20 protein-coding genes are annotated in these 16,665 nt (G+C 38.4%); 3 read left to right on the top strand and 17 right to left on the bottom strand.

Going from position 1 to position 16,665, the window contains the following annotated elements; all coding sequences use genetic code 11:
* Positions 1 to 72: 72 nt before the first annotated feature.
* Positions 73 to 744: a Crp/Fnr family transcriptional regulator gene (locus ACN0NP_RS08655; RefSeq protein WP_027968177.1), complete on the top strand. Its 672-nt coding sequence runs from the start codon at positions 73 to 75 to the stop codon at positions 742 to 744.
* Between the two features lie 49 nt (positions 745 to 793).
* Here the strand turns inward: ACN0NP_RS08655 and ACN0NP_RS08650 are convergent, their stop codons facing one another.
* The 17 genes from ACN0NP_RS08650 to ACN0NP_RS08570 all read right to left on the bottom strand — a co-directional run bounded on the left by ACN0NP_RS08650 (position 794) and on the right by ACN0NP_RS08570 (position 15,285).
* Positions 794 to 1,123 (bottom strand): potassium channel family protein, encoded by a 330-nt coding sequence (locus ACN0NP_RS08650; RefSeq protein WP_074669358.1) that lies wholly within the window; start codon positions 1,121 to 1,123, stop codon positions 794 to 796.
* A 70-nt stretch (positions 1,124 to 1,193) separates the two neighbouring features.
* Positions 1,194 to 1,880, bottom strand: a complete 687-nt coding sequence (locus tag ACN0NP_RS08645; RefSeq protein WP_157328025.1) for an ABC transporter ATP-binding protein — start codon at positions 1,878 to 1,880, stop codon at positions 1,194 to 1,196.
* An 8-nt stretch (positions 1,881 to 1,888) separates the two neighbouring features.
* Positions 1,889 to 2,941 carry an ABC transporter permease gene (locus tag ACN0NP_RS08640; RefSeq protein WP_423217176.1) on the bottom strand — a complete coding sequence of 351 codons (1,053 nt, stop codon included), beginning with the start codon at positions 2,939 to 2,941 and terminating at the stop codon, positions 1,889 to 1,891.
* 151 nt (positions 2,942 to 3,092) lie between these two features.
* The gene (locus ACN0NP_RS08635; RefSeq protein ID WP_074629206.1) at positions 3,093 to 3,593 is read right to left on the bottom strand and encodes a YkgJ family cysteine cluster protein; all 501 of its coding nucleotides are present in this window, start codon (positions 3,591 to 3,593) and stop codon (positions 3,093 to 3,095) included.
* An 80-nt stretch (positions 3,594 to 3,673) separates the two neighbouring features.
* The gene (locus tag ACN0NP_RS08630) at positions 3,674 to 4,534 is read right to left on the bottom strand and encodes a hypothetical protein (RefSeq protein ID WP_423217680.1); all 861 of its coding nucleotides are present in this window, start codon (positions 4,532 to 4,534) and stop codon (positions 3,674 to 3,676) included.
* A 118-nt stretch (positions 4,535 to 4,652) separates the two neighbouring features.
* On the bottom strand, positions 4,653 to 5,078 hold the full coding sequence (locus tag ACN0NP_RS08625) for a cupin domain-containing protein (protein WP_039690914.1): 426 nt from the start codon (positions 5,076 to 5,078) through the stop codon (positions 4,653 to 4,655).
* A 23-nt stretch (positions 5,079 to 5,101) separates the two neighbouring features.
* Complete coding sequence (locus ACN0NP_RS08620) at positions 5,102 to 5,425, bottom strand: carboxymuconolactone decarboxylase family protein (protein ID WP_021142106.1); 324 nt, start codon at positions 5,423 to 5,425, stop codon at positions 5,102 to 5,104.
* Between the two features lie 108 nt (positions 5,426 to 5,533).
* Complete coding sequence (locus ACN0NP_RS08615) at positions 5,534 to 6,379, bottom strand: aldo/keto reductase (protein ID WP_423217175.1); 846 nt, start codon at positions 6,377 to 6,379, stop codon at positions 5,534 to 5,536.
* 14 nt (positions 6,380 to 6,393) lie between these two features.
* Positions 6,394 to 6,783: a stress response transcriptional regulator NmlR gene (nmlR, locus tag ACN0NP_RS08610; protein WP_243603261.1), complete on the bottom strand. Its 390-nt coding sequence runs from the start codon at positions 6,781 to 6,783 to the stop codon at positions 6,394 to 6,396.
* Positions 6,784 to 6,869: 86 nt separating this feature from the next.
* A complete protein-coding gene (locus ACN0NP_RS08605; RefSeq protein WP_423217174.1) occupies positions 6,870 to 8,057 on the bottom strand; it encodes an Mbeg1-like protein in 1,188 nt (395 codons plus the stop codon).
* A gap of 77 nt (positions 8,058 to 8,134) precedes the next feature.
* The gene (locus tag ACN0NP_RS08600) at positions 8,135 to 10,924 is read right to left on the bottom strand and encodes a cation-translocating P-type ATPase (protein WP_423217173.1); all 2,790 of its coding nucleotides are present in this window, start codon (positions 10,922 to 10,924) and stop codon (positions 8,135 to 8,137) included.
* A 161-nt stretch (positions 10,925 to 11,085) separates the two neighbouring features.
* On the bottom strand, positions 11,086 to 11,574 hold the full coding sequence (locus ACN0NP_RS08595) for a hypothetical protein (protein ID WP_024344701.1): 489 nt from the start codon (positions 11,572 to 11,574) through the stop codon (positions 11,086 to 11,088).
* Between the two features lie 226 nt (positions 11,575 to 11,800).
* A complete protein-coding gene (locus ACN0NP_RS08590; protein WP_423217172.1) occupies positions 11,801 to 12,268 on the bottom strand; it encodes a GNAT family N-acetyltransferase in 468 nt (155 codons plus the stop codon).
* Between the two features lie 60 nt (positions 12,269 to 12,328).
* Positions 12,329 to 12,979, bottom strand: a complete 651-nt coding sequence (locus tag ACN0NP_RS08585; protein ID WP_423217171.1) for an HD domain-containing protein — start codon at positions 12,977 to 12,979, stop codon at positions 12,329 to 12,331.
* Between the two features lie 62 nt (positions 12,980 to 13,041).
* A complete protein-coding gene (locus ACN0NP_RS08580; protein WP_423217170.1) occupies positions 13,042 to 13,341 on the bottom strand; it encodes a rhodanese-like domain-containing protein in 300 nt (99 codons plus the stop codon).
* Positions 13,334 to 14,989, bottom strand: a complete 1,656-nt coding sequence (locus ACN0NP_RS08575) for an FAD-dependent oxidoreductase (RefSeq protein ID WP_423217169.1) — start codon at positions 14,987 to 14,989, stop codon at positions 13,334 to 13,336. The genes ACN0NP_RS08580 and ACN0NP_RS08575 overlap by 8 nt, the downstream gene beginning before the upstream one ends.
* Complete coding sequence (locus ACN0NP_RS08570) at positions 14,986 to 15,285, bottom strand: rhodanese-like domain-containing protein (protein ID WP_287180669.1); 300 nt, start codon at positions 15,283 to 15,285, stop codon at positions 14,986 to 14,988. The genes ACN0NP_RS08575 and ACN0NP_RS08570 overlap by 4 nt, the downstream gene beginning before the upstream one ends.
* Positions 15,286 to 15,454: 169 nt before the next feature.
* Here ACN0NP_RS08570 and ACN0NP_RS08565 point away from each other — a divergent pair, with 169 nt between their 5' ends.
* Together ACN0NP_RS08565 and ACN0NP_RS08560 are read left to right on the top strand one after the other, a co-directional pair.
* The gene (locus ACN0NP_RS08565; protein ID WP_423217168.1) at positions 15,455 to 15,715 is read left to right on the top strand and encodes a metal-sensitive transcriptional regulator; all 261 of its coding nucleotides are present in this window, start codon (positions 15,455 to 15,457) and stop codon (positions 15,713 to 15,715) included.
* A 96-nt stretch (positions 15,716 to 15,811) separates the two neighbouring features.
* Positions 15,812 to 16,594 carry a protein-ADP-ribose hydrolase gene (locus ACN0NP_RS08560; protein ID WP_024344694.1) on the top strand — a complete coding sequence of 261 codons (783 nt, stop codon included), beginning with the start codon at positions 15,812 to 15,814 and terminating at the stop codon, positions 16,592 to 16,594.
* Positions 16,595 to 16,665: the final 71 nt, after the last annotated feature.

The raw sequence follows: 16,665 nt of genomic DNA, 5'->3' as shown, positions 1-16,665 counted from the left end.
CTTGATAAAAACGTTTTTTTTTCGTAAACTATATAGTTATATAGCCTATGTTAATTTTTAGAAAGGGCAATTATGCAATCTACACTAGATATTACAGAACTTTATCAATACGGCGAACGTGTAGCTTTTCAAAAGGGTGAATATTTAGCACAGTCCGTCGCTGGAGAAACAAGCGGTGATATTTATATCCTATGCTCAGGTATATGTGCTCTTTCTTCTATTTCTTCTGACGGTAGAGAGACAACCTACCTCTATTTTAAAAAACAACAATTCGTTGGATTTGTCCCCTTGATGAACACTGTTCATCTGAACTACTATGGAAAAAAATCATTTTCAATCGTGGCTAAAACGCCGTGCATTGCTTATCGTATCTCAAGTCGACAATTTCAAGAGTTGCTTGGATTTCCATCAGTTGTTAGTCTTATGCTAAATACACTGACTGAAAATCACATTTATCTGATGGAGCATTTTCACAGCAGTAAAAATGAGCCTGCTTTGGTTCAATTCTGTCGTTTCTTGCTTGATCAAGCCGAAGCAAGCGATAAAGGCGATCTTGTTTTAGACACTTTCTTTACTTATCAAGAAATTGCTTGCTACCTTGGCATGCACTCTGTGACCATTGCACGAATGGTTAAGGCTTTGCGCGCTGAAGATATGATTGATAAATGCGGTCACCAGATTCACATCACAAATCCAACACAAATGGCGAAACTCATCACAGAAGAACGTAAAATTGATTATTAAAAAACCGAAAGTTTGAACGCTTTCGGCTTTTTGTTTGTCCAAAACTAATTTACTTTTTAAATCTGATTTTCTCAAATTTCTTAACCACAACAGCCAAGAAACTTGCCATGATTCCAAGACCAATGACAGAGTATGCCATGGTGAAGATTTTGCCGACTGCCGTCACCGGGTAAATATCACCATAACCAATCGTTGTTAAGGTTGTAAAGGAAAAGTACAAAGCATCAAGGTATGAAAAATGCTCGACATTGGCATAAAAAAGTGTACCACTTAAAAGCACTACAGCAGTAACACCTGCTATTCCTCGAGTCTCTTCATCTTTTAGAAGTGACCACAAGACACGAATGGTCCGACGCATTTGCAAGAAAAAAGTAATCATGACGTCTCCTTTACTTACGACCCGTTTTAAACTCAGTCAGTTTTGACTTCATTATATCACACACAGAGTCTTATTGCTGGAATGTACTAATCTCCTCTTCACACAAAACACCGTCTTCCATGACTAACAATCGGTCACAATAAGCAACCAAGCGTCTGTCATGCGTTACCATCAAGACCGCTTTATTTTTTTCTTTAGCTTCATCGGCTAATATTTTGACAACTTCCATTGCTTTTTCAGTATCCAAGCTCGCTGTTGGTTCATCTGCAAGGATAATAGTTGGGTCATTGTACAAAGCTCTAGCGATAGCGACACGCTGCCTTTGTCCACCAGAAATCTCTTCAGGATATTTATCTGCGATATCAGTGATGCCAAGCTGAGCAAAAAGGCTATCAATCGACTCACGCTGCTTTTTCTTATCCACCTTATCAACCAAACGTAGCTGATCTTTGATTTTTAAAAATGGCACTAAGTTTGAAGCTTGCAGAATAAATCCAATCTGATCAAAACGCATTTTAGCGCGTTCTTTTTCTTTTTTCTGGCTAAATGATTGACCATTGAGTCTGACCTCACCTTGTGAGGGTGATTGTAGCCCGCCGATAATGGTCAAAAAGGTACTTTTCCCAGAGCCCGATGGCCCAATAACTGCTACAAATTCTCCCTTATTAATGGTCAAATTGGTTTCTTTCAGAGCTTCAATTTGTTCGGGTCCATCTTTAAAATATTTTTTGATTTTTATTAATTCAATTGCTGTCATAAATTCTCCTAACCGATTGCTTTCAGCGGGTCAACTTTAACGATGCTGATCACTGAGAATAGTGCGCCAAAGACTGCGATAAGAACCATCATCACACTGATTCCTGCAAAAAAGAGTGGATTTACCTGAAACGGAACTGATGTTGGTAGAAAAACGGCACTGATCAGGGTTAACGCTAAGCCGAGACTAACCGCTAATATGGCTAAAATGAAGGTCTGTGCAAAAACCATTTTTGACAAATAAAAGTTCGAAATTCCTTGCGCTTTTAAAACACCAAAAATTGCTTTTTTCTGCAGTGTCAAAATATAGATAAATATTCCAATGACAATCGCTGCTATCACAATCAAAAAGCCAATCATAAAGGAAAAAGTCAGATTCTGAGCTTTATAACCCGGAAGATTTTCAATAAACGTCGACGCTGTCATGCTTTCAAGCTCTTTAGGAACCTGATTTACCTTGCCACGAATCACAAGAGCACTGATTGTATTTACTTGAGCATTATCCGCAAGGACGCTTGCCAGTGTTTCTTTTGTCGTGTAAAGAACTGGCTGAACATTAAAGCTCGCATTATCCGTAAAACCAGTAATAGTCAGCTTTTTAGTACTATCTCCAAGAGTAATTTTGTCACCAATTTTTAATTGATAGGATTTTTTTAAGCTACTATCAGCGACAACTTCTCCTGTTTTTGAGAAAAGCCTTCCTTCACTCAACTTCGGACGTAGAAATTCATCCTGCTTAATCGCGAATAAATTGACATTAATTTTATTTTTTTCCTTGTCTTTAATTGTTGCAGAAGCTTGTGTCAATTCTGCCATTTTATCAGCCTTAACATCATTTTTTAAGTCGACTGAAAAGCGTGACATGCGCAGATTTTTATTAGCTTGCTCATTTAAAATGACATAATCAGATTTCCAAGAATCAACCGCCGAACGATTGGTCTGTGCCAAGCCATTAGCTAAACTTGTCAGGAAAAATACTAGGTAAGCAATTAAAAATATCACTCCTACTACCAATCCATAACGTAACTTCGAGTGTTTTATTTCATTCCAGGCTAAAAACATAAGTGCCCTCCTCTATTTCGATTACTGTTAGCTTACTATGATTTTCATGCAAAGTACATTTATTTGATTGCAAATTTTACCGCTTTCACGAAAACGTAAGCGTAGCAAGGGATAGAAAAACCTCCCCTCAAAATGAGAGGAGGCAACTTCTCTATTTCCCTTCCAATCGTTCTTTGAGTTTTTCGACAAAGAGGTAGGCTGCGGGGCAGAAAAGGGTGTTTTTGATGGTTAGGTTATTAATTTGATAAATTTTTTTGCGGTCTGTGTGTGGAAATTCACGGCATGCTTTTGGTCGGACGTCATAAATGGTGCAAAGGTTGTCATCGCCTAAAAATGGACAAGGCATTGATTGAAAGACTTTGTCGCCGTCTTCATCGACGCGAAGGTACATGTCTTCAAATGCGCCAAGTTTCATGCGAAAGACTTTTGAAATGCGTGTAATATCTGCTTCTGTAAACAGCGGACCTAAGCTTTTGCAGCAGTTAGCACATTTTGTGCAATCAATCTCGTTAAAAACTTCTGTGTGAATTTCTTGAGTAATTTTATCAAGATTTTTAGGAGCTTTTTTCTTGAGTGTTGCTAAAAATTTGCGGTGTTCTTTTTGTTTTTGTTGAGCTAGTTCATGATAACGTTCAATGTCAATATCTGTCATTTTCATACTTTCTAATATTGTTTTCAGTCAGAAAATATTATAGCACAAATAAAAAGAGGACTCAAAATCCTCTTTGATTGTCAGCGCAGCTTTAGCAAAGCCACGCGCTCTTGTTCTTTTATCTCTTGAATAAATCTGTCAAATTCTGCTTTTGTTACTCTGCTATTTTTCAAATCACAATCAAATGAAAGATTCTCTAAAAAGACGGGGTCAGTTCCTTTTTCTTGATAAATATTTCCTTGAAAGAAATAACGGCGAGTCTTTCGGTCAATCGCCACAACCGACGAGCGCCAGCGTGCATTGTGCTGATTGTCGGGTTTCCAACTGATTTTCAACTGTTGCCCAAGAAAATACCAGCCCATCAGTTGCAGTGAAATAGTCTTCTGTCTTATCGGGTCTTGATAACGACATGGCAGAGCTTGCGCATGATTGTCCAAAACAGAAAAAGGATGAAAGTCTTGAATTCCTTGATAATCATCGTAGGATACCACACTGTCAGTGCTATCTGTGTGAAAAAGCGATGAGTGCGCATCACGAAAAGGATTGTAGACATCATCAAGAGCTACTGTCTTACCGTAACTCAACCAGTCTATGCTTGCTTTGTTATAATAAGTAATGTAATCTTTCAGCTGCTTTTTATCACTTGGCACTTGCAAAATCTGAATCGTCTCACGCGCTTTGATGGGGACTTTTGCCATCGCACTATAAAGCTGTGATTTTGTAAATACCTTAATACGTTTTAATTCCTTGCTATAACCTTTTTCCGAGCGATTAAGCACGTAAAAATCAGCCGACTCATCCAATTTAAAAACAATAACAAATTGTAAATTTTTTCGTTTCTGGTCTATTCTAAAAATCGGAGTTACATACTGAGCATCTTTTTTAAAAAGATTAAGAAATGGCCCAGCCTTAACTAGCCTAATATGTTTTTCTTGCGTCATAGTTTCTAGTTTAACACGGCAAAATAAAATTGTCACGACACAAAAAATACCCAGATTTTACTGGGTATCTAATGAATGAGAGATTAATTTTGTTTAAATATATGACAATAAAAATGTCTTAAAGTGCGTTGTAGTCAGCTTCGCTAACTGCTTCTAGCCAAGTATTTGAAGTATTTTCACCTGGCACTTCTACTGAGATGTGGCTAAACCATGAATCTTTCTTAGCGCCATGCCAATGTTTGACATTTGCTGGAATCACGATAACTTTTCCTGGTTCAAGACTAACTGCTTCTTTGCCTTCTTCTTGATACCAACCTTGACCTGCTGTGCAAATCAAAATTTGACCGCCACCTTTGCTAGCATTATGAATATGCCAGTGGTTACGACAACCTGGTTCAAAAGTCACATTTGCCAAAAATAGTGTTGAATCTGATCCGACAAGAGGATTTAGGAAGGATTGCCCATCAAAATATTGGGCAAAAGCGTCATTTGGCTGACCTTGTCCGAATACATTTTCTTTATCAAAAAGTTCTTTATCTACCATCTTCTATCCTTTCTTTCGTATGTTTAATCTTCACTCCAAACATCTTTTGCAAGGTTAAATACTGCCCAAGCTTTTGGCCATCCTGCGTAAAATGCTACGTGTGTCACGATAGCTGAAATTTCTTCTTTGCTAACACCGTTAGCTTTGGCATTTTGCAAATGATACACAAGTGAACTGTCTGTGATGCCTTGTGACATGAGGGCAACAACGGTGATAATGCAACGAGTTTTGACATCAATATCAGTATTGTTCCAGTTTTCACCAAAAAGAATATCATCGTTAAAGTGCGCAAAATCAGGGGCAAATTCACCTAATTGGTCACGACCTGCAGTTTGTTTAATTGTCATTTTTGACTCCTTTCAACACCAAGAATTCTTTCTAAAGCTATTGTAATCCTGCTTAAGTAAAATAACAAATACTCATTTCAAATACAGCATTATGCTTTTTGAGTATACTTAAATTTTAAAAGAACTTAATGCTTTAACTGTTTCAGGGTCAGTATGCGAGAAGAATAGACTCTTTCCTGTATCAAGTTTCAAAATCTCTGCCATATCATCATCTGTTAAAACAAAATCGAAAACATCAAAATTTTGTTCCATACGATTTTTGTGAACTGTTTTAGGAATGACAACTACATCACGTTGAATAAGGTAACGAAGAGCAACTTGCGCTGCTGTTTTATGATATTTTGAACCGATAGCAACTAAAGTTTCATTAGTAAATAAATGATTACCTCCTTCTGCAAATGGTCCCCAAGATTCAATTTGAACACCGTATTCATCCATTGTTTTACGAGCATTTACTTGCTGATTAAAAACATGCGTTTCAACTTGATTTACCATTGGAGTGACATCAGAAAAAATAGCCAAATCTGCTACACGGTCTGGAGCAAAATTACTGATCCCAATCGCTTTAATTTTTCCTGCTTTATAATATTCTTCCATAGCACGATAGGCACCATAGTAATCGCCAAACGGTTGATGAAGAAGCACCAAATCAATATAATCTGTTTGCAGTTTCTCTAGAGAGGCATCAAGAGAGGCTTTAGCTTTTTCATAGCCATAATTGCTAATCCAGATCTTAGTAGTGATGAAAAACTCCTCACGCGCAATTCCAGATTTTCGAATAGCATTTCCAACTGCTTCTTCGTTCATATAAGCTTGCGCAGTATCAATTGAGCGGTAACCAACTGAAATGGCGTCACTCACAACACGTTCACACTCAGCTAAATCTGGCACTTGGTAGACACCAAACCCTAAAATAGGCATTTTGACTCCATTTGAAAGTGTTTTATATTCCATTTTTCCTCTCCTTACTACTCTGGTTTCTCATCAAAAAGGACATTTTCCTTTTCCAGTAATATGTTTTGATAATTTTTAATCTTATAATCCATGCGATTTCTAGTTGCTAGTAATTCATCAATACGAGCATCTAGTTTATCACGTTGTTCTTGCAAGAGGTGCATGCGAGCTTCTTCAGTGCCTTCACCTTGTTCAACTAAATTCATGTACTCAATCAAGGATTCAACACTCATTCCAGCTCGTCTGAAACAGCGAATAAACTCAAGTGTTGCAATGTCTTGTTCAGAAAAATCGCGGATGCCTGATTTATTTCGACGTACACGCGGCAGCAAGCCAATCCGTTCATAGTAGCGAATCGTATCTGCAGAAACCCCAGTCTGTTCACTGACTTTTTTGATATTCATAGGTCATCTCCTTTCTAACTTTACTTCAGTATATACCTTGAAGTTAACTCTAAGTCAAGAAAAAAACTTGAGAAAAATCTCAAGTTTTATTTTGATTTTCTATTATTCAAATTAGCTAACAAACTGTTAAAGTCTGGTAAGCTAAAAGGAATACTATCTTTTCCAAAATTGCCAAACTTACTGTGTCCGACAAACGCTTCACCGAAGAGCTTTGCGGATTTCGCAAGGAGCATTTTCTTTTCTGTCCCGACTGAGTAGAATGAGGCGATGCTTTTGGCTAATTTTGTAGCAAATTTTCTATCAATGGTCACGTCATTAATGCTATTAATACCACTCGACATCAGGGTATCAAAAAGAGTATCAAAAAGTACTTTTAATTCTTGACTAGACAACTCTGTCATCCATTGTTTGAAAGTCTTCTCAAGGTTCTGACTTAAAGCTGTCTGACATTCTGCTAAAATAAGCTCACCAGTTTCTTCATTAAGCTGCCATGAGGTAAGGGCATGTTGCATGATACCTGTAGCGTTACTCTTAACAACTATCGGGGTGATGTCATTATAGAGCATAATACCGACGATAGATTCTTCTGGTCGAATAACCGTCACGCGCTTGCGAACAGCCTTATATCCCTCACTATCAAGGCCTTCTTCTTGCAAACCTGGTGCATCAAGCATATAAACTTTTTCTACCTGAGGTCGAAGTAAGTCATTAACATGTGCCACCGCATAAAGTGCTAAATTGCCACCTTTAGAATGACCACTGACGGTCACTTTGCCAGCATATTTTTCAAGATAAGATTCAAGATAGGCTACCGCTGCTCGATGAGCAGGAATCTCTCGGACGTAGGTCAGTTTGAAGTCCTCTTTCCAGCCAATCAAGGTATCATCTGTCCCACGAAAAACAATCTGATGATGATTAAGTTCAGGCAAACGAAAGACCATTGCTGAAAATTGTCTTTCATACTCTGAGTCAACATCGTTGATATAATCTGATAGCACAAGATTTTTAAAACGCTGTGAAGTGACAACACTTTTTAGCAAATCTACTCGGGCTTTTGTCACCAAAAAACTATGATTAAAGACTTTTTCACCTGTTACATAAGGCATTAAGACCTCGTGAAGATTCACTTCTTTTGAAAAATCAATCGATGCATCTAACTCCTCAAAACAGAAATAACCAAGCTCATTCAAGCATAGAATATCCGCTTCATTAAAGGCAAATTCTTCAAAAGAACGATTTTTGTTGTAATCTAAATAGTCATTAATTGTCGCCATAATTCTCCCCTAACTCTTTTGAATTTTACAGAGATTTTCAGAAAGTGTCAAGGAAAAGACAGACACCCAAAGTAAGCTTATTTTCGCATAAGTCTCTTACGCCATTCTTCAAGTCCTACGATGACAAATGGGCAGAGCATAAGGTAAAGCCAGTGCCAAACACCAAGACTTGCTGTGTTGAACAAATCATGAAAAACAGGCACATATACCAGAATCACAAAAATAATCAATTCAACAACTAAACCGATATTAATCAAAGGATTACCAAATAATTGCAACTTACGAATGGATTGGTCAGAGGTTCTGCTGTTCATGACCATACCAATTTGGCAGAAAATAATGGCACCCAAAGTCATGGTTGTTGCTTCTTGGTACAATTGACCAGAACTTGCAAGCACAGCCAAATTTCCATTATGCAAAAGGTAAGTCATAAAGAACGCACCCATAGCAAGAGCTGACTCAATCAAACCATACCAAAGAAAAGCTTTAATAAGTAATTTTTTATCAAGTAAACGGTCAGTCAGTTTGCGAGGTGGTCGATTCATCACACCTGGTTCAGGCGGTTCAACCCCCAAACCAAGAGCAGGAATCATGTCAGTACCCAAATCGACTGCTAAAATTTGCATGACCGTCAAAGGAAGTGGCACAAAACCACGTGATAATAGGAAGAAGGCTGATGGTACTGCTTCTGGAGTGTTTGAGTTGAAAATATAAGTCAAGAATTTCTTGATGTTATGGTAAACTGCACGACCTTCTTCAACTGCTTTAACAATCGATGCAAAATGGTCATCGGCTAAAATCATATCCGCAGATTCTTTTGCGACATCTGTACCTGTAATCCCCATGGCGACACCAATATCTGCTTTTTTAAGAGCAGGAGCATCGTTGACTCCGTCTCCTGTCACAGCGACAACTTCACCCAATTCTTGCAAAGCTGACACAACTCGGTATTTTTGTTCAGGTGCTACACGCGCAAAAACAATCTCACCTTTGAGGGCGTCTTTAAGTTGGTCATCTGACATGTTTTCCAACTCTAATCCAGTCACCACGCGTGCATCATCGCCACGCACAATACCAATTTTCTTTGCAATGCTAAGTGCCGTTAAGCCATAATCTCCTGTCACCATGATAATTCGAATACTTGCACGGTGACATTTTTCGACTGCCTCACGCACACCTTCACGAGGTGGGTCACTCATGGCAATCAAACCAAGAAAAATCATATTCTTTTCAAGAATATCTTGTGTCCATTGCTCTTCTTGAATCAATCGATCGCTTTCCAAAGTTCGGTAAGCAAGTGCCAAAACTCGCAAACCATCTTTGGCAAATGCATCATTTGCTGCTAAGATACGTGATTGGACATCAGCTGTCATTTCATGAATGCCAGTTTGGTCTTTGTAGAAATGGCAGAGCTCTACCATTTCTTTTGGTGCACCTTTAGTGATTGACACCAAAGAGCTGCCGTCAACTAGACTGTCTACTCGATTGATAGTTGTCATGCGCTTGCGCACAGAATCAAAAGGCAATTCTTTCAAACGTGGTCCCCAAGATTTATTTTTCTCAAGGGTTAGACCTGCTTTTTCAGTTAAGACATTCAAGCAAGCTTCAGTCGGGTCACCAAGGACAGTGTACGAGGCATTTTCGTCATTAGGTGGCAAAACTTGTGCATTGCTACAGAGGTGAGCAAAGCGGACAAGGTGTTCAAGTGGTTGACTTTCGATAAGCGCAGCTTTCTTACCTCCACTTTTGCGGATATCTCCTTCAGCAGCATAGCCTAGTCCTGTCACATCATACTGACCAGATACTTGCCAGAGGTGATTAACCGTCATGGCATTTTGGGTCAATGTACCTGTCTTATCCGAACAAATAACCGAAGTTGCTCCCAAAGTTTCAACGGATGATAATTTTTTAACCAAGGCGTTTGATTTTGCCATGCGTTGCACAGCCATTGCCAAAGAAAGAGTAACTGTCGGAAGCAATCCTTCTGGGATAAAGGCGACAATCATACCGAGTGCGAAAATAAAGGCTTTTGCAAATGGTTGGTGGACAAAAAGTGTCGCTGCAATAAAGAAAATAACCCCAACAGTAATTGCAATAACTGAAATTTGTTTGGTCAAATGGTCTAATTCTTTTTGAAGTGGGCTTTTATCATCAGCCATATTTTCTGTCAGGTGAGCGATTTGTCCAAATTGGGTTGCCATACCAGTCGCTGAGACAATCATCTTGGCTGAACCAGATGAAACAGTCGTACCTGCAAAGACCATATTGTCATATTCAAGAGCTGTCTTTTGAGCATCTGTGTCAGCCTCACTGTTTTTATAGACAGGATTTGATTCACCTGTTAGAGCGGATTGATTGACCTGCAAATCTGTTGCAAAAATGACACGACCATCTGCAGAGATACGGTCACCTTCTTCAATCAAAACAAGGTCGCCAGGCACCAACTCTTCAGCAAGCACTTTTTCTTCTTGTCCATCACGAATAACACGTGCATAAGAAGGAAGCATCTTTTTAAGAGCTTCGGTTGCTTGGCTCGCACGGTATTCTTGAACAAAACTGAAAACACCATTGATGATATTGACAAACCAAATGGCAAGACCAAGTTCAACACTGTGAGATAAAATCGCCACAGCACCTCCTACCCAGAGAAGGATTGCCATAAGGCTTGTAAAATTTCTAATAAAAGTTACAATGACTGGTTCTTTTTCAGCTTCTTTTAGTCGATTTGGACCATATTGTTTTTGACGTTCTTTGACTTGTTTATGACTTAGGCCTGAGCTTTGCGTAGCAGCGGCTTTGTAAACGTCGTTAGCTGCGTAAGTTTCAAGGTCAAGTTGAACAGTTTTTTCATTTGTTCGATTACTCATAACTTGTTCCTCGATTTCTAAAAACGGTTACACGTCCTTAAGCTCATTATACTACTTTTTCAAACCACCAAGGTAAATAAGCCTTGCTTTCCAAAGTATTTTCAACAGAATTTCATATGTGTACAAAAAAAGCTGGAAGAAACCTTCCAACTTTCTTCATATTATTCTGTTACTTCAGCAGGTGCTGGCGCTGGTGCCAAAAGACCTTGTTTTTGAATTTCTCCAAGGAAGAAACGGGCAATTGGTCCAACGATTAAGAAATTATATGGCAATGCTACAACAAAGTTTGTAATCCAAGTACGTCCATATAATGGAAGAGAAATAGCTGACAAGCCATGACTAAAGACCATTCCGTAAAATGACATACAAGTTACCATACCAAGAACCATGCATCCTGAGATAGTAAGAATTTTAACTAATTGATGTTTTAAGCCGCTTGGCAAAATTCCAAATGCGATTTTTTTAGCAATTGGTCCAACAATTAGAGTATCTAAAATGAAAGCAACGATAAAACCAGGAATGAATCCTAGAAAAACGTGTTTCCATGAAAATGCTCCTGCAACAAATAAGTTCCACATACTCATTCCAAAAACCATCATTCCACACATCAAACATGTAAACACCATTGCTTCTTTAAAATTACGAGGCATTCTATCAATCTCCATTCATGTAATTATTCATCAACCCTCAACCTAGGTCGGCGTACAACATGATGTCCTCCGCTAGGATAGTGCTTAAAATAGATGTTCTGCACTCTTTCCAAACAACTCCAGTTTACAGTCAACAGGATTCAGTCTACCATAAAAAATTTTTCTTCGTAAGCATTTTTGACAAAAAAATAGAAGTAAACGTTTTACACATTTACTTCTCATTTTATTAATCAATAATTTGTTCCATACGGGTTTCTTGTGGTGTCAATCCTTGACGTTCATAGAAACGCACAGCAGATTTATTAGCACTCCAAACGTTTAATGTGAGATTATAGCAGCCAATTTCTTTGGCATATTGAAGAGCAAAGCGGTAAAGTTGTTCACCAATCTTTTGCCCACGCGCAGCCTCATCCACACACAAATCATCAATAAACAGCGTTTTGTGAGAAACTTTTGGCGCATGTGATTCCTCAATCACAGTAAACATATGACCAAGAACTGTCCCACTTTCATCTTCATAAACAAAAATAGGACGGCTATCATCAGCGATAAGCTCTGCTAATTCACTTTCGGTGTACTTGACTCCCTTTTCTTGAAATAAATCTGGTCTCACCTTGTGGTGCACTAAAAGAACTTGCTCTAACAAGTCTATAAGCTTTGGAATATCTGCTTCTTTTGCACCTCTAATTGTCATATAACAAACCTCCACAATTTTGGTCTTTCAATTATAGCATTTTCTTTTTTATTTGCAATGCTATAATTTGCCATCCCATTCTGCATAAAATTCTTGCAAAAATTCTTCTAAAACTTTGTGGCGGTGCTCTGCCATTTTGCGTGCATAATCAGTATTCATCAAATCTTTAAGTTTGAGCAATTTTTCATAGAAGTGAATGATTGCTGTATCCTTGCCGTTACGATATTCATCGTGACTTAAATGCTCGCGAGCTTTCATGTTTGGGTCATGAATTGGACGACTTTTGCTACCTGAATAAGCCATGCAACGAGCAATCCCAATTGCACCAATAGCATCTAGTCGGTCAGCATCTTGTACAATTTTTCCTTCTAGTGTTTCTGGTATACTGCTGCCGTCGCCCTTAAATGACATGGTATTGATGATTTGGATAACATGATTTACATCGCTCTCAGCTAAGCCTTGATTAGTCAACCAACCCTTCAATTCTGCTAAAGCTTGCTCTGGATTATCATTTAATTTCTCATCAGCCATGTCATGCACCAAAGCAGTCAATTGACAAATGAAACTATCTGCTCCTTCTTTTTCCGCCAATTCTCGTGCAGTATTTCTCACACGAACCGCATGCCACCAATCATGCCCGCTTGCATCCGTATGCAATTTATCATAAACAAGCTTTTCAGCTTCTTGTAAAATGGTATTCTTATCAATCATAAAATGATTATAACATAAAAGCAGGGTAAATTTGCCCTGCTAAAAAATTAGAAAATGTTTAATTAGTATTCTAATACTCCTGGCCATGCTGAAGTACCACCTGCAATATTGACGACATTATAGCCTTGTGCCTCAAGAAAAAGGCAAGCCTGGCCAGAACGTGCACCACTCTGGCAGATGATATGATAAGTTTTATCTTTTTCAAGCGTTTGGTAGCTTGATACAAACTCACTTAAAGGCATATTAACAGCAGCTGGAACATGCCCCGTAGCAAATTCTACTCTTTCACGCACATCAATAATATTACAGCTTTCGCTCTTCATTTTTTCATGTAGGTGAGTTGCTGAGATTTCTTTAATCATGTTTAATATCCTCTGGTTTTACAGTACTATAGAGGTGGTAAGCACCATCAAGATTCTTCGCTTTAAAGCCGTTTTGTTTCAAAATGCGTTCTCCAATGTAAGAACGAAGACCGCTGTGACAACTGATGATATATTCTTTGCTAGAATCTAATTCAGATAGACGCTCACGTAATTCGTCAAGTGGTATGTTAATACCATTTGCGATATAGCCTCTAGCAACTTCTGCTTTTGTACGCACATCAAGTAAGATTTTACCTTTTGCTAATTCGTCAGCCAAATCATACCACTGGACAGACTCACTAATACCTTCAATGATATTAAGTGCAGCATATCCAGCCATATTAACTGGGTCTTTAGCAGCTCCAAATGGTGGCGCATAAGTGAACTCTAGTTCTGGAAGATCTGCTACAGTTAAGCCCGCTTTGATGGCAGTAGCTAAAACATCGATACGTTTGTCGACACCTTTTTGTCCCACAGCTTGAGCTCCATAGATAACTCCAGTTTTCTTATTGAAAATTAATTTCAAAACAACATCAGTTGCCCCTGGATAATAGCCAGCGTGATCTTTGTTATTCGTATGAACGACAACAACATCTTCAAAATGCTGACGAGCAATACGCTCACTTAAACCTGTTGAAGCCGCTGCTAAATCAAAGACTCGAACGATAGCTGTTCCAATGCTACCTTTATTTTGACGCGCTATGCCAGCAATATTGTCAGCGACTTGACGACCCTGGCGATTGGCTGGACTCGCCAGAGAAATCAGTGCATCCTGACCAGTTATTTCTTGTTTAACGATAATGGCATCTCCAACCGCATAAATGTCTGGATTACTTGTTTGGTAATTTTGATTAACCAAAATACCACCACGAAGACCAAGTTCAAGACCAGCTTCTTTTGCTAGACTAGATTCTGGTTGAACCCCGACAGACATAATCGTAATATCTGATGTCAACTCACTATCATCTTCTAAAATGATCGTTTTGCCATTATCTTTGAAAGCTTTAGCAGATTGATTGGTATAAACTTTGATACCATTTTCTTCCAACTCCTGCTTAACAAAAGCTGCCATTTCTTCATCGAGTGGCGGTAAGACATGCGGTGCTCTTTCAACGATGGTCACTTTCAAACCTTTTTTGGCTAAGCTTTCTGCCATTTCAAGACCGATAAACCCTGCACCAATGACTGTTGCATTTCCTGATTCAACATCAGACAAAGCAGCCATGATTTTATCCAAATCTGGAATATTACGGAGCACAAAAACATTATCTGCACTGTCTAATCCTTCCATCTCTGGAACAAATGGTTTAGCACCTGGTGATAAAATTAATTTATCATATGATTCTGTATAGTCTTCGTCACCATGACGAACTGTGATTTCTTTCTTGTCTGCATCAACTGATAATACTTCTGATTCTGGACGTACATCAATGTTAAAGCGTGCTTTCAATCGCTCAGGTGTCTGAACTAGTAAATTGCTACGCTCTGCAATTTCTCCAGAAACGTGGAAAGGTAAGCCACAGTTAGCAAATGAAACGTACGGTCCTTTATCAAAAACAATAATTTCAGCATCTTCCATCAAACGGCGAAGACGTGTCGCAGCTGACATGCCCCCAGCGACACCACCAACAATAAGAATTTTAGTCATCTATTTCCTCCAACAATTTTTCCATGCCAAGCTAACATGCCACCTTTAACAGAAATAGCATCATAACCTTTAGCTTTTAAGATTTTTGCGGCACGCTTACTGCGTGCTCCAGAGTGACAGATAAGGTAAATAGACTTATCTTTTTTACCCTCATAGGTATGAATCCTATCAAGTGAAAAAAGTCGTGCTCCCTTAATATGCCCCCCAATGTATTCTTGAGCTGTTCGCACATCTAATAAGACAGTAGACTTGTCTTGTATCTTGTTCTCAAGCTCAGTTGTTGTAATTGTTCTCACTGGTTGAGTAAAAAGTTTTTTAAGAAAAATGAGCTTCTCCTCCTTTTGAAAAAATACCCCTATAGGTATAAAAGAATAATATCACAGAGGTTTTTATTCTGTCAACGAAAAGGTTTCAAGTTTGACAATTATACCTACCACCGGTATAATATATGAAAAAGGAGGCCTCATGAAAACAGATAAAAAAGATATTCTCAATCGTTTAAAACGTGCTGAAGGGCAGCTACGTGGCATTCAAAAAATGATTGACGAAGAGCAAGAATGCATAGATATCGTGACTCAACTTACAGCAGTCAGATCAAGTATCAATCGTACAATCGGCATTGTCATCGGAAACAAAATCAATCAAGTCATTGAGGAACCTGTACAAGATCCTGAACTTCAAGAAGAAAAACTTACTAAAGTTATTGAGATGATTATCAAAAAATAGGCTAAGAAAGTCTATTTTTTCTTAATGCGAATTCGTTAAAAAGGTGATATACTAAAATCTGAGTAAGCGATTTTATATATTTAGTAAGGAGTCCGTATGACTAAGAAAGAAATGGTAAACTTCCTTTTAGATTACCTGATTATGGAAAATCCACAATTCAAAGCTATCGATGTGCCTGAAGATTTACCTGGACAAGAAGCACTTTTGCGAGCTCTTCTCAATGTTAGACCGCCTATGGCTGTTTCAACACGCTTTTTGATTATGCAAAATGACTATCTTCAATTAAAAAAAGCTGAGCGCGTTGTTGTCTTTTTAAATCACATTCAACCTCTCGCCACAGATGATCGATTATATGTGTGGAAAGGAGATATTTCACGTCTTCAGGTTGATGCTATTGTCAATATGGCAAACCGCCAAATGCTTGGTTGTTTCCAACCTCTTCACGAATGTGCTGACAATACGATTCATACTTACGCTGGTGTTCAACTACGTTTGGAATGCTACAATCTGATGAAGGATCAAGGACATGACGAACCAGAAGGCAGTGCTAAAATCACACCTGGTTATAATCTTCCAGCAAAATTCATTCTCCACACTGTTGGACCAGCTATCAATGAACATTTGACAGAATCTGATGCTGATTTACTTGCACAAAGTTATCTTTCTTGCTTGACCTTAGCTGAAAAAAATCAGTTAGAGTCTGTAGCACTAGCGTCGCTAGCAACAAATCACGATAAACATTTCGTTAACGAAGATGCTGCTAGAATCGCTGTAAATACAGTCAAAAATTTCTTGGCACAAAGTAAATACGTTAAGAAAATTATTTTCAACGTTGCTGAAGATGACGAAGTTGCTCTTTATCAAGAATTACTTCGTTAAACTAAAAACTTCCGCCTTAACAGACGGAAGTTTTTTTATTCGCAAAGAAAGTTAATTTATGAATGCTATAA

The sequence above is a fragment of the Streptococcus equinus genome (assembly GCF_049393805.1).
GTDB lineage: Bacteria > Bacillota > Bacilli > Lactobacillales > Streptococcaceae > Streptococcus > Streptococcus equinus.
The sequence above is the reverse complement of the archived record's forward strand: the minus strand, read 5'-3'. Positions and strand labels throughout refer to the sequence as shown.

What these genes read in the sequence shown, in the direction of transcription:
- ACN0NP_RS08655 (WP_027968177.1), top strand. Translation starts at nt 73, where the DNA reads ATGCAATCTACACTAGATATTACAGAACTTTATCAATACGGCGAACGT.
- ACN0NP_RS08650 (WP_074669358.1), bottom strand. Translation starts at nt 1,123, where the DNA reads ATGATTACTTTTTTCTTGCAAATGCGTCGGACCATTCGTGTCTTGTGG.
- ACN0NP_RS08645 (WP_157328025.1), bottom strand. Translation starts at nt 1,880, where the DNA reads ATGACAGCAATTGAATTAATAAAAATCAAAAAATATTTTAAAGATGGA.
- ACN0NP_RS08640 (WP_423217176.1), bottom strand. Translation starts at nt 2,941, where the DNA reads ATGTTTTTAGCCTGGAATGAAATAAAACACTCGAAGTTACGTTATGGA.
- ACN0NP_RS08635 (WP_074629206.1), bottom strand. Translation starts at nt 3,593, where the DNA reads ATGACAGATATTGACATTGAACGTTATCATGAACTAGCTCAACAAAAA.
- ACN0NP_RS08630 (WP_423217680.1), bottom strand. Translation starts at nt 4,534, where the DNA reads ATGACGCAAGAAAAACATATTAGGCTAGTTAAGGCTGGGCCATTTCTT.
- ACN0NP_RS08625 (WP_039690914.1), bottom strand. Translation starts at nt 5,078, where the DNA reads ATGGTAGATAAAGAACTTTTTGATAAAGAAAATGTATTCGGACAAGGT.
- ACN0NP_RS08620 (WP_021142106.1), bottom strand. Translation starts at nt 5,425, where the DNA reads ATGACAATTAAACAAACTGCAGGTCGTGACCAATTAGGTGAATTTGCC.
- ACN0NP_RS08615 (WP_423217175.1), bottom strand. Translation starts at nt 6,379, where the DNA reads ATGGAATATAAAACACTTTCAAATGGAGTCAAAATGCCTATTTTAGGG.
- nmlR (WP_243603261.1), bottom strand. Translation starts at nt 6,783, where the DNA reads ATGAATATCAAAAAAGTCAGTGAACAGACTGGGGTTTCTGCAGATACG.
- ACN0NP_RS08605 (WP_423217174.1), bottom strand. Translation starts at nt 8,057, where the DNA reads ATGGCGACAATTAATGACTATTTAGATTACAACAAAAATCGTTCTTTT.
- ACN0NP_RS08600 (WP_423217173.1), bottom strand. Translation starts at nt 10,924, where the DNA reads ATGAGTAATCGAACAAATGAAAAAACTGTTCAACTTGACCTTGAAACT.
- ACN0NP_RS08595 (WP_024344701.1), bottom strand. Translation starts at nt 11,574, where the DNA reads ATGCCTCGTAATTTTAAAGAAGCAATGGTGTTTACATGTTTGATGTGT.
- ACN0NP_RS08590 (WP_423217172.1), bottom strand. Translation starts at nt 12,268, where the DNA reads ATGACAATTAGAGGTGCAAAAGAAGCAGATATTCCAAAGCTTATAGAC.
- ACN0NP_RS08585 (WP_423217171.1), bottom strand. Translation starts at nt 12,979, where the DNA reads ATGATTGATAAGAATACCATTTTACAAGAAGCTGAAAAGCTTGTTTAT.
- ACN0NP_RS08580 (WP_423217170.1), bottom strand. Translation starts at nt 13,341, where the DNA reads ATGATTAAAGAAATCTCAGCAACTCACCTACATGAAAAAATGAAGAGC.
- ACN0NP_RS08575 (WP_423217169.1), bottom strand. Translation starts at nt 14,989, where the DNA reads ATGACTAAAATTCTTATTGTTGGTGGTGTCGCTGGGGGCATGTCAGCT.
- ACN0NP_RS08565 (WP_423217168.1), top strand. Translation starts at nt 15,455, where the DNA reads ATGAAAACAGATAAAAAAGATATTCTCAATCGTTTAAAACGTGCTGAA.
- ACN0NP_RS08560 (WP_024344694.1), top strand. Translation starts at nt 15,812, where the DNA reads ATGACTAAGAAAGAAATGGTAAACTTCCTTTTAGATTACCTGATTATG.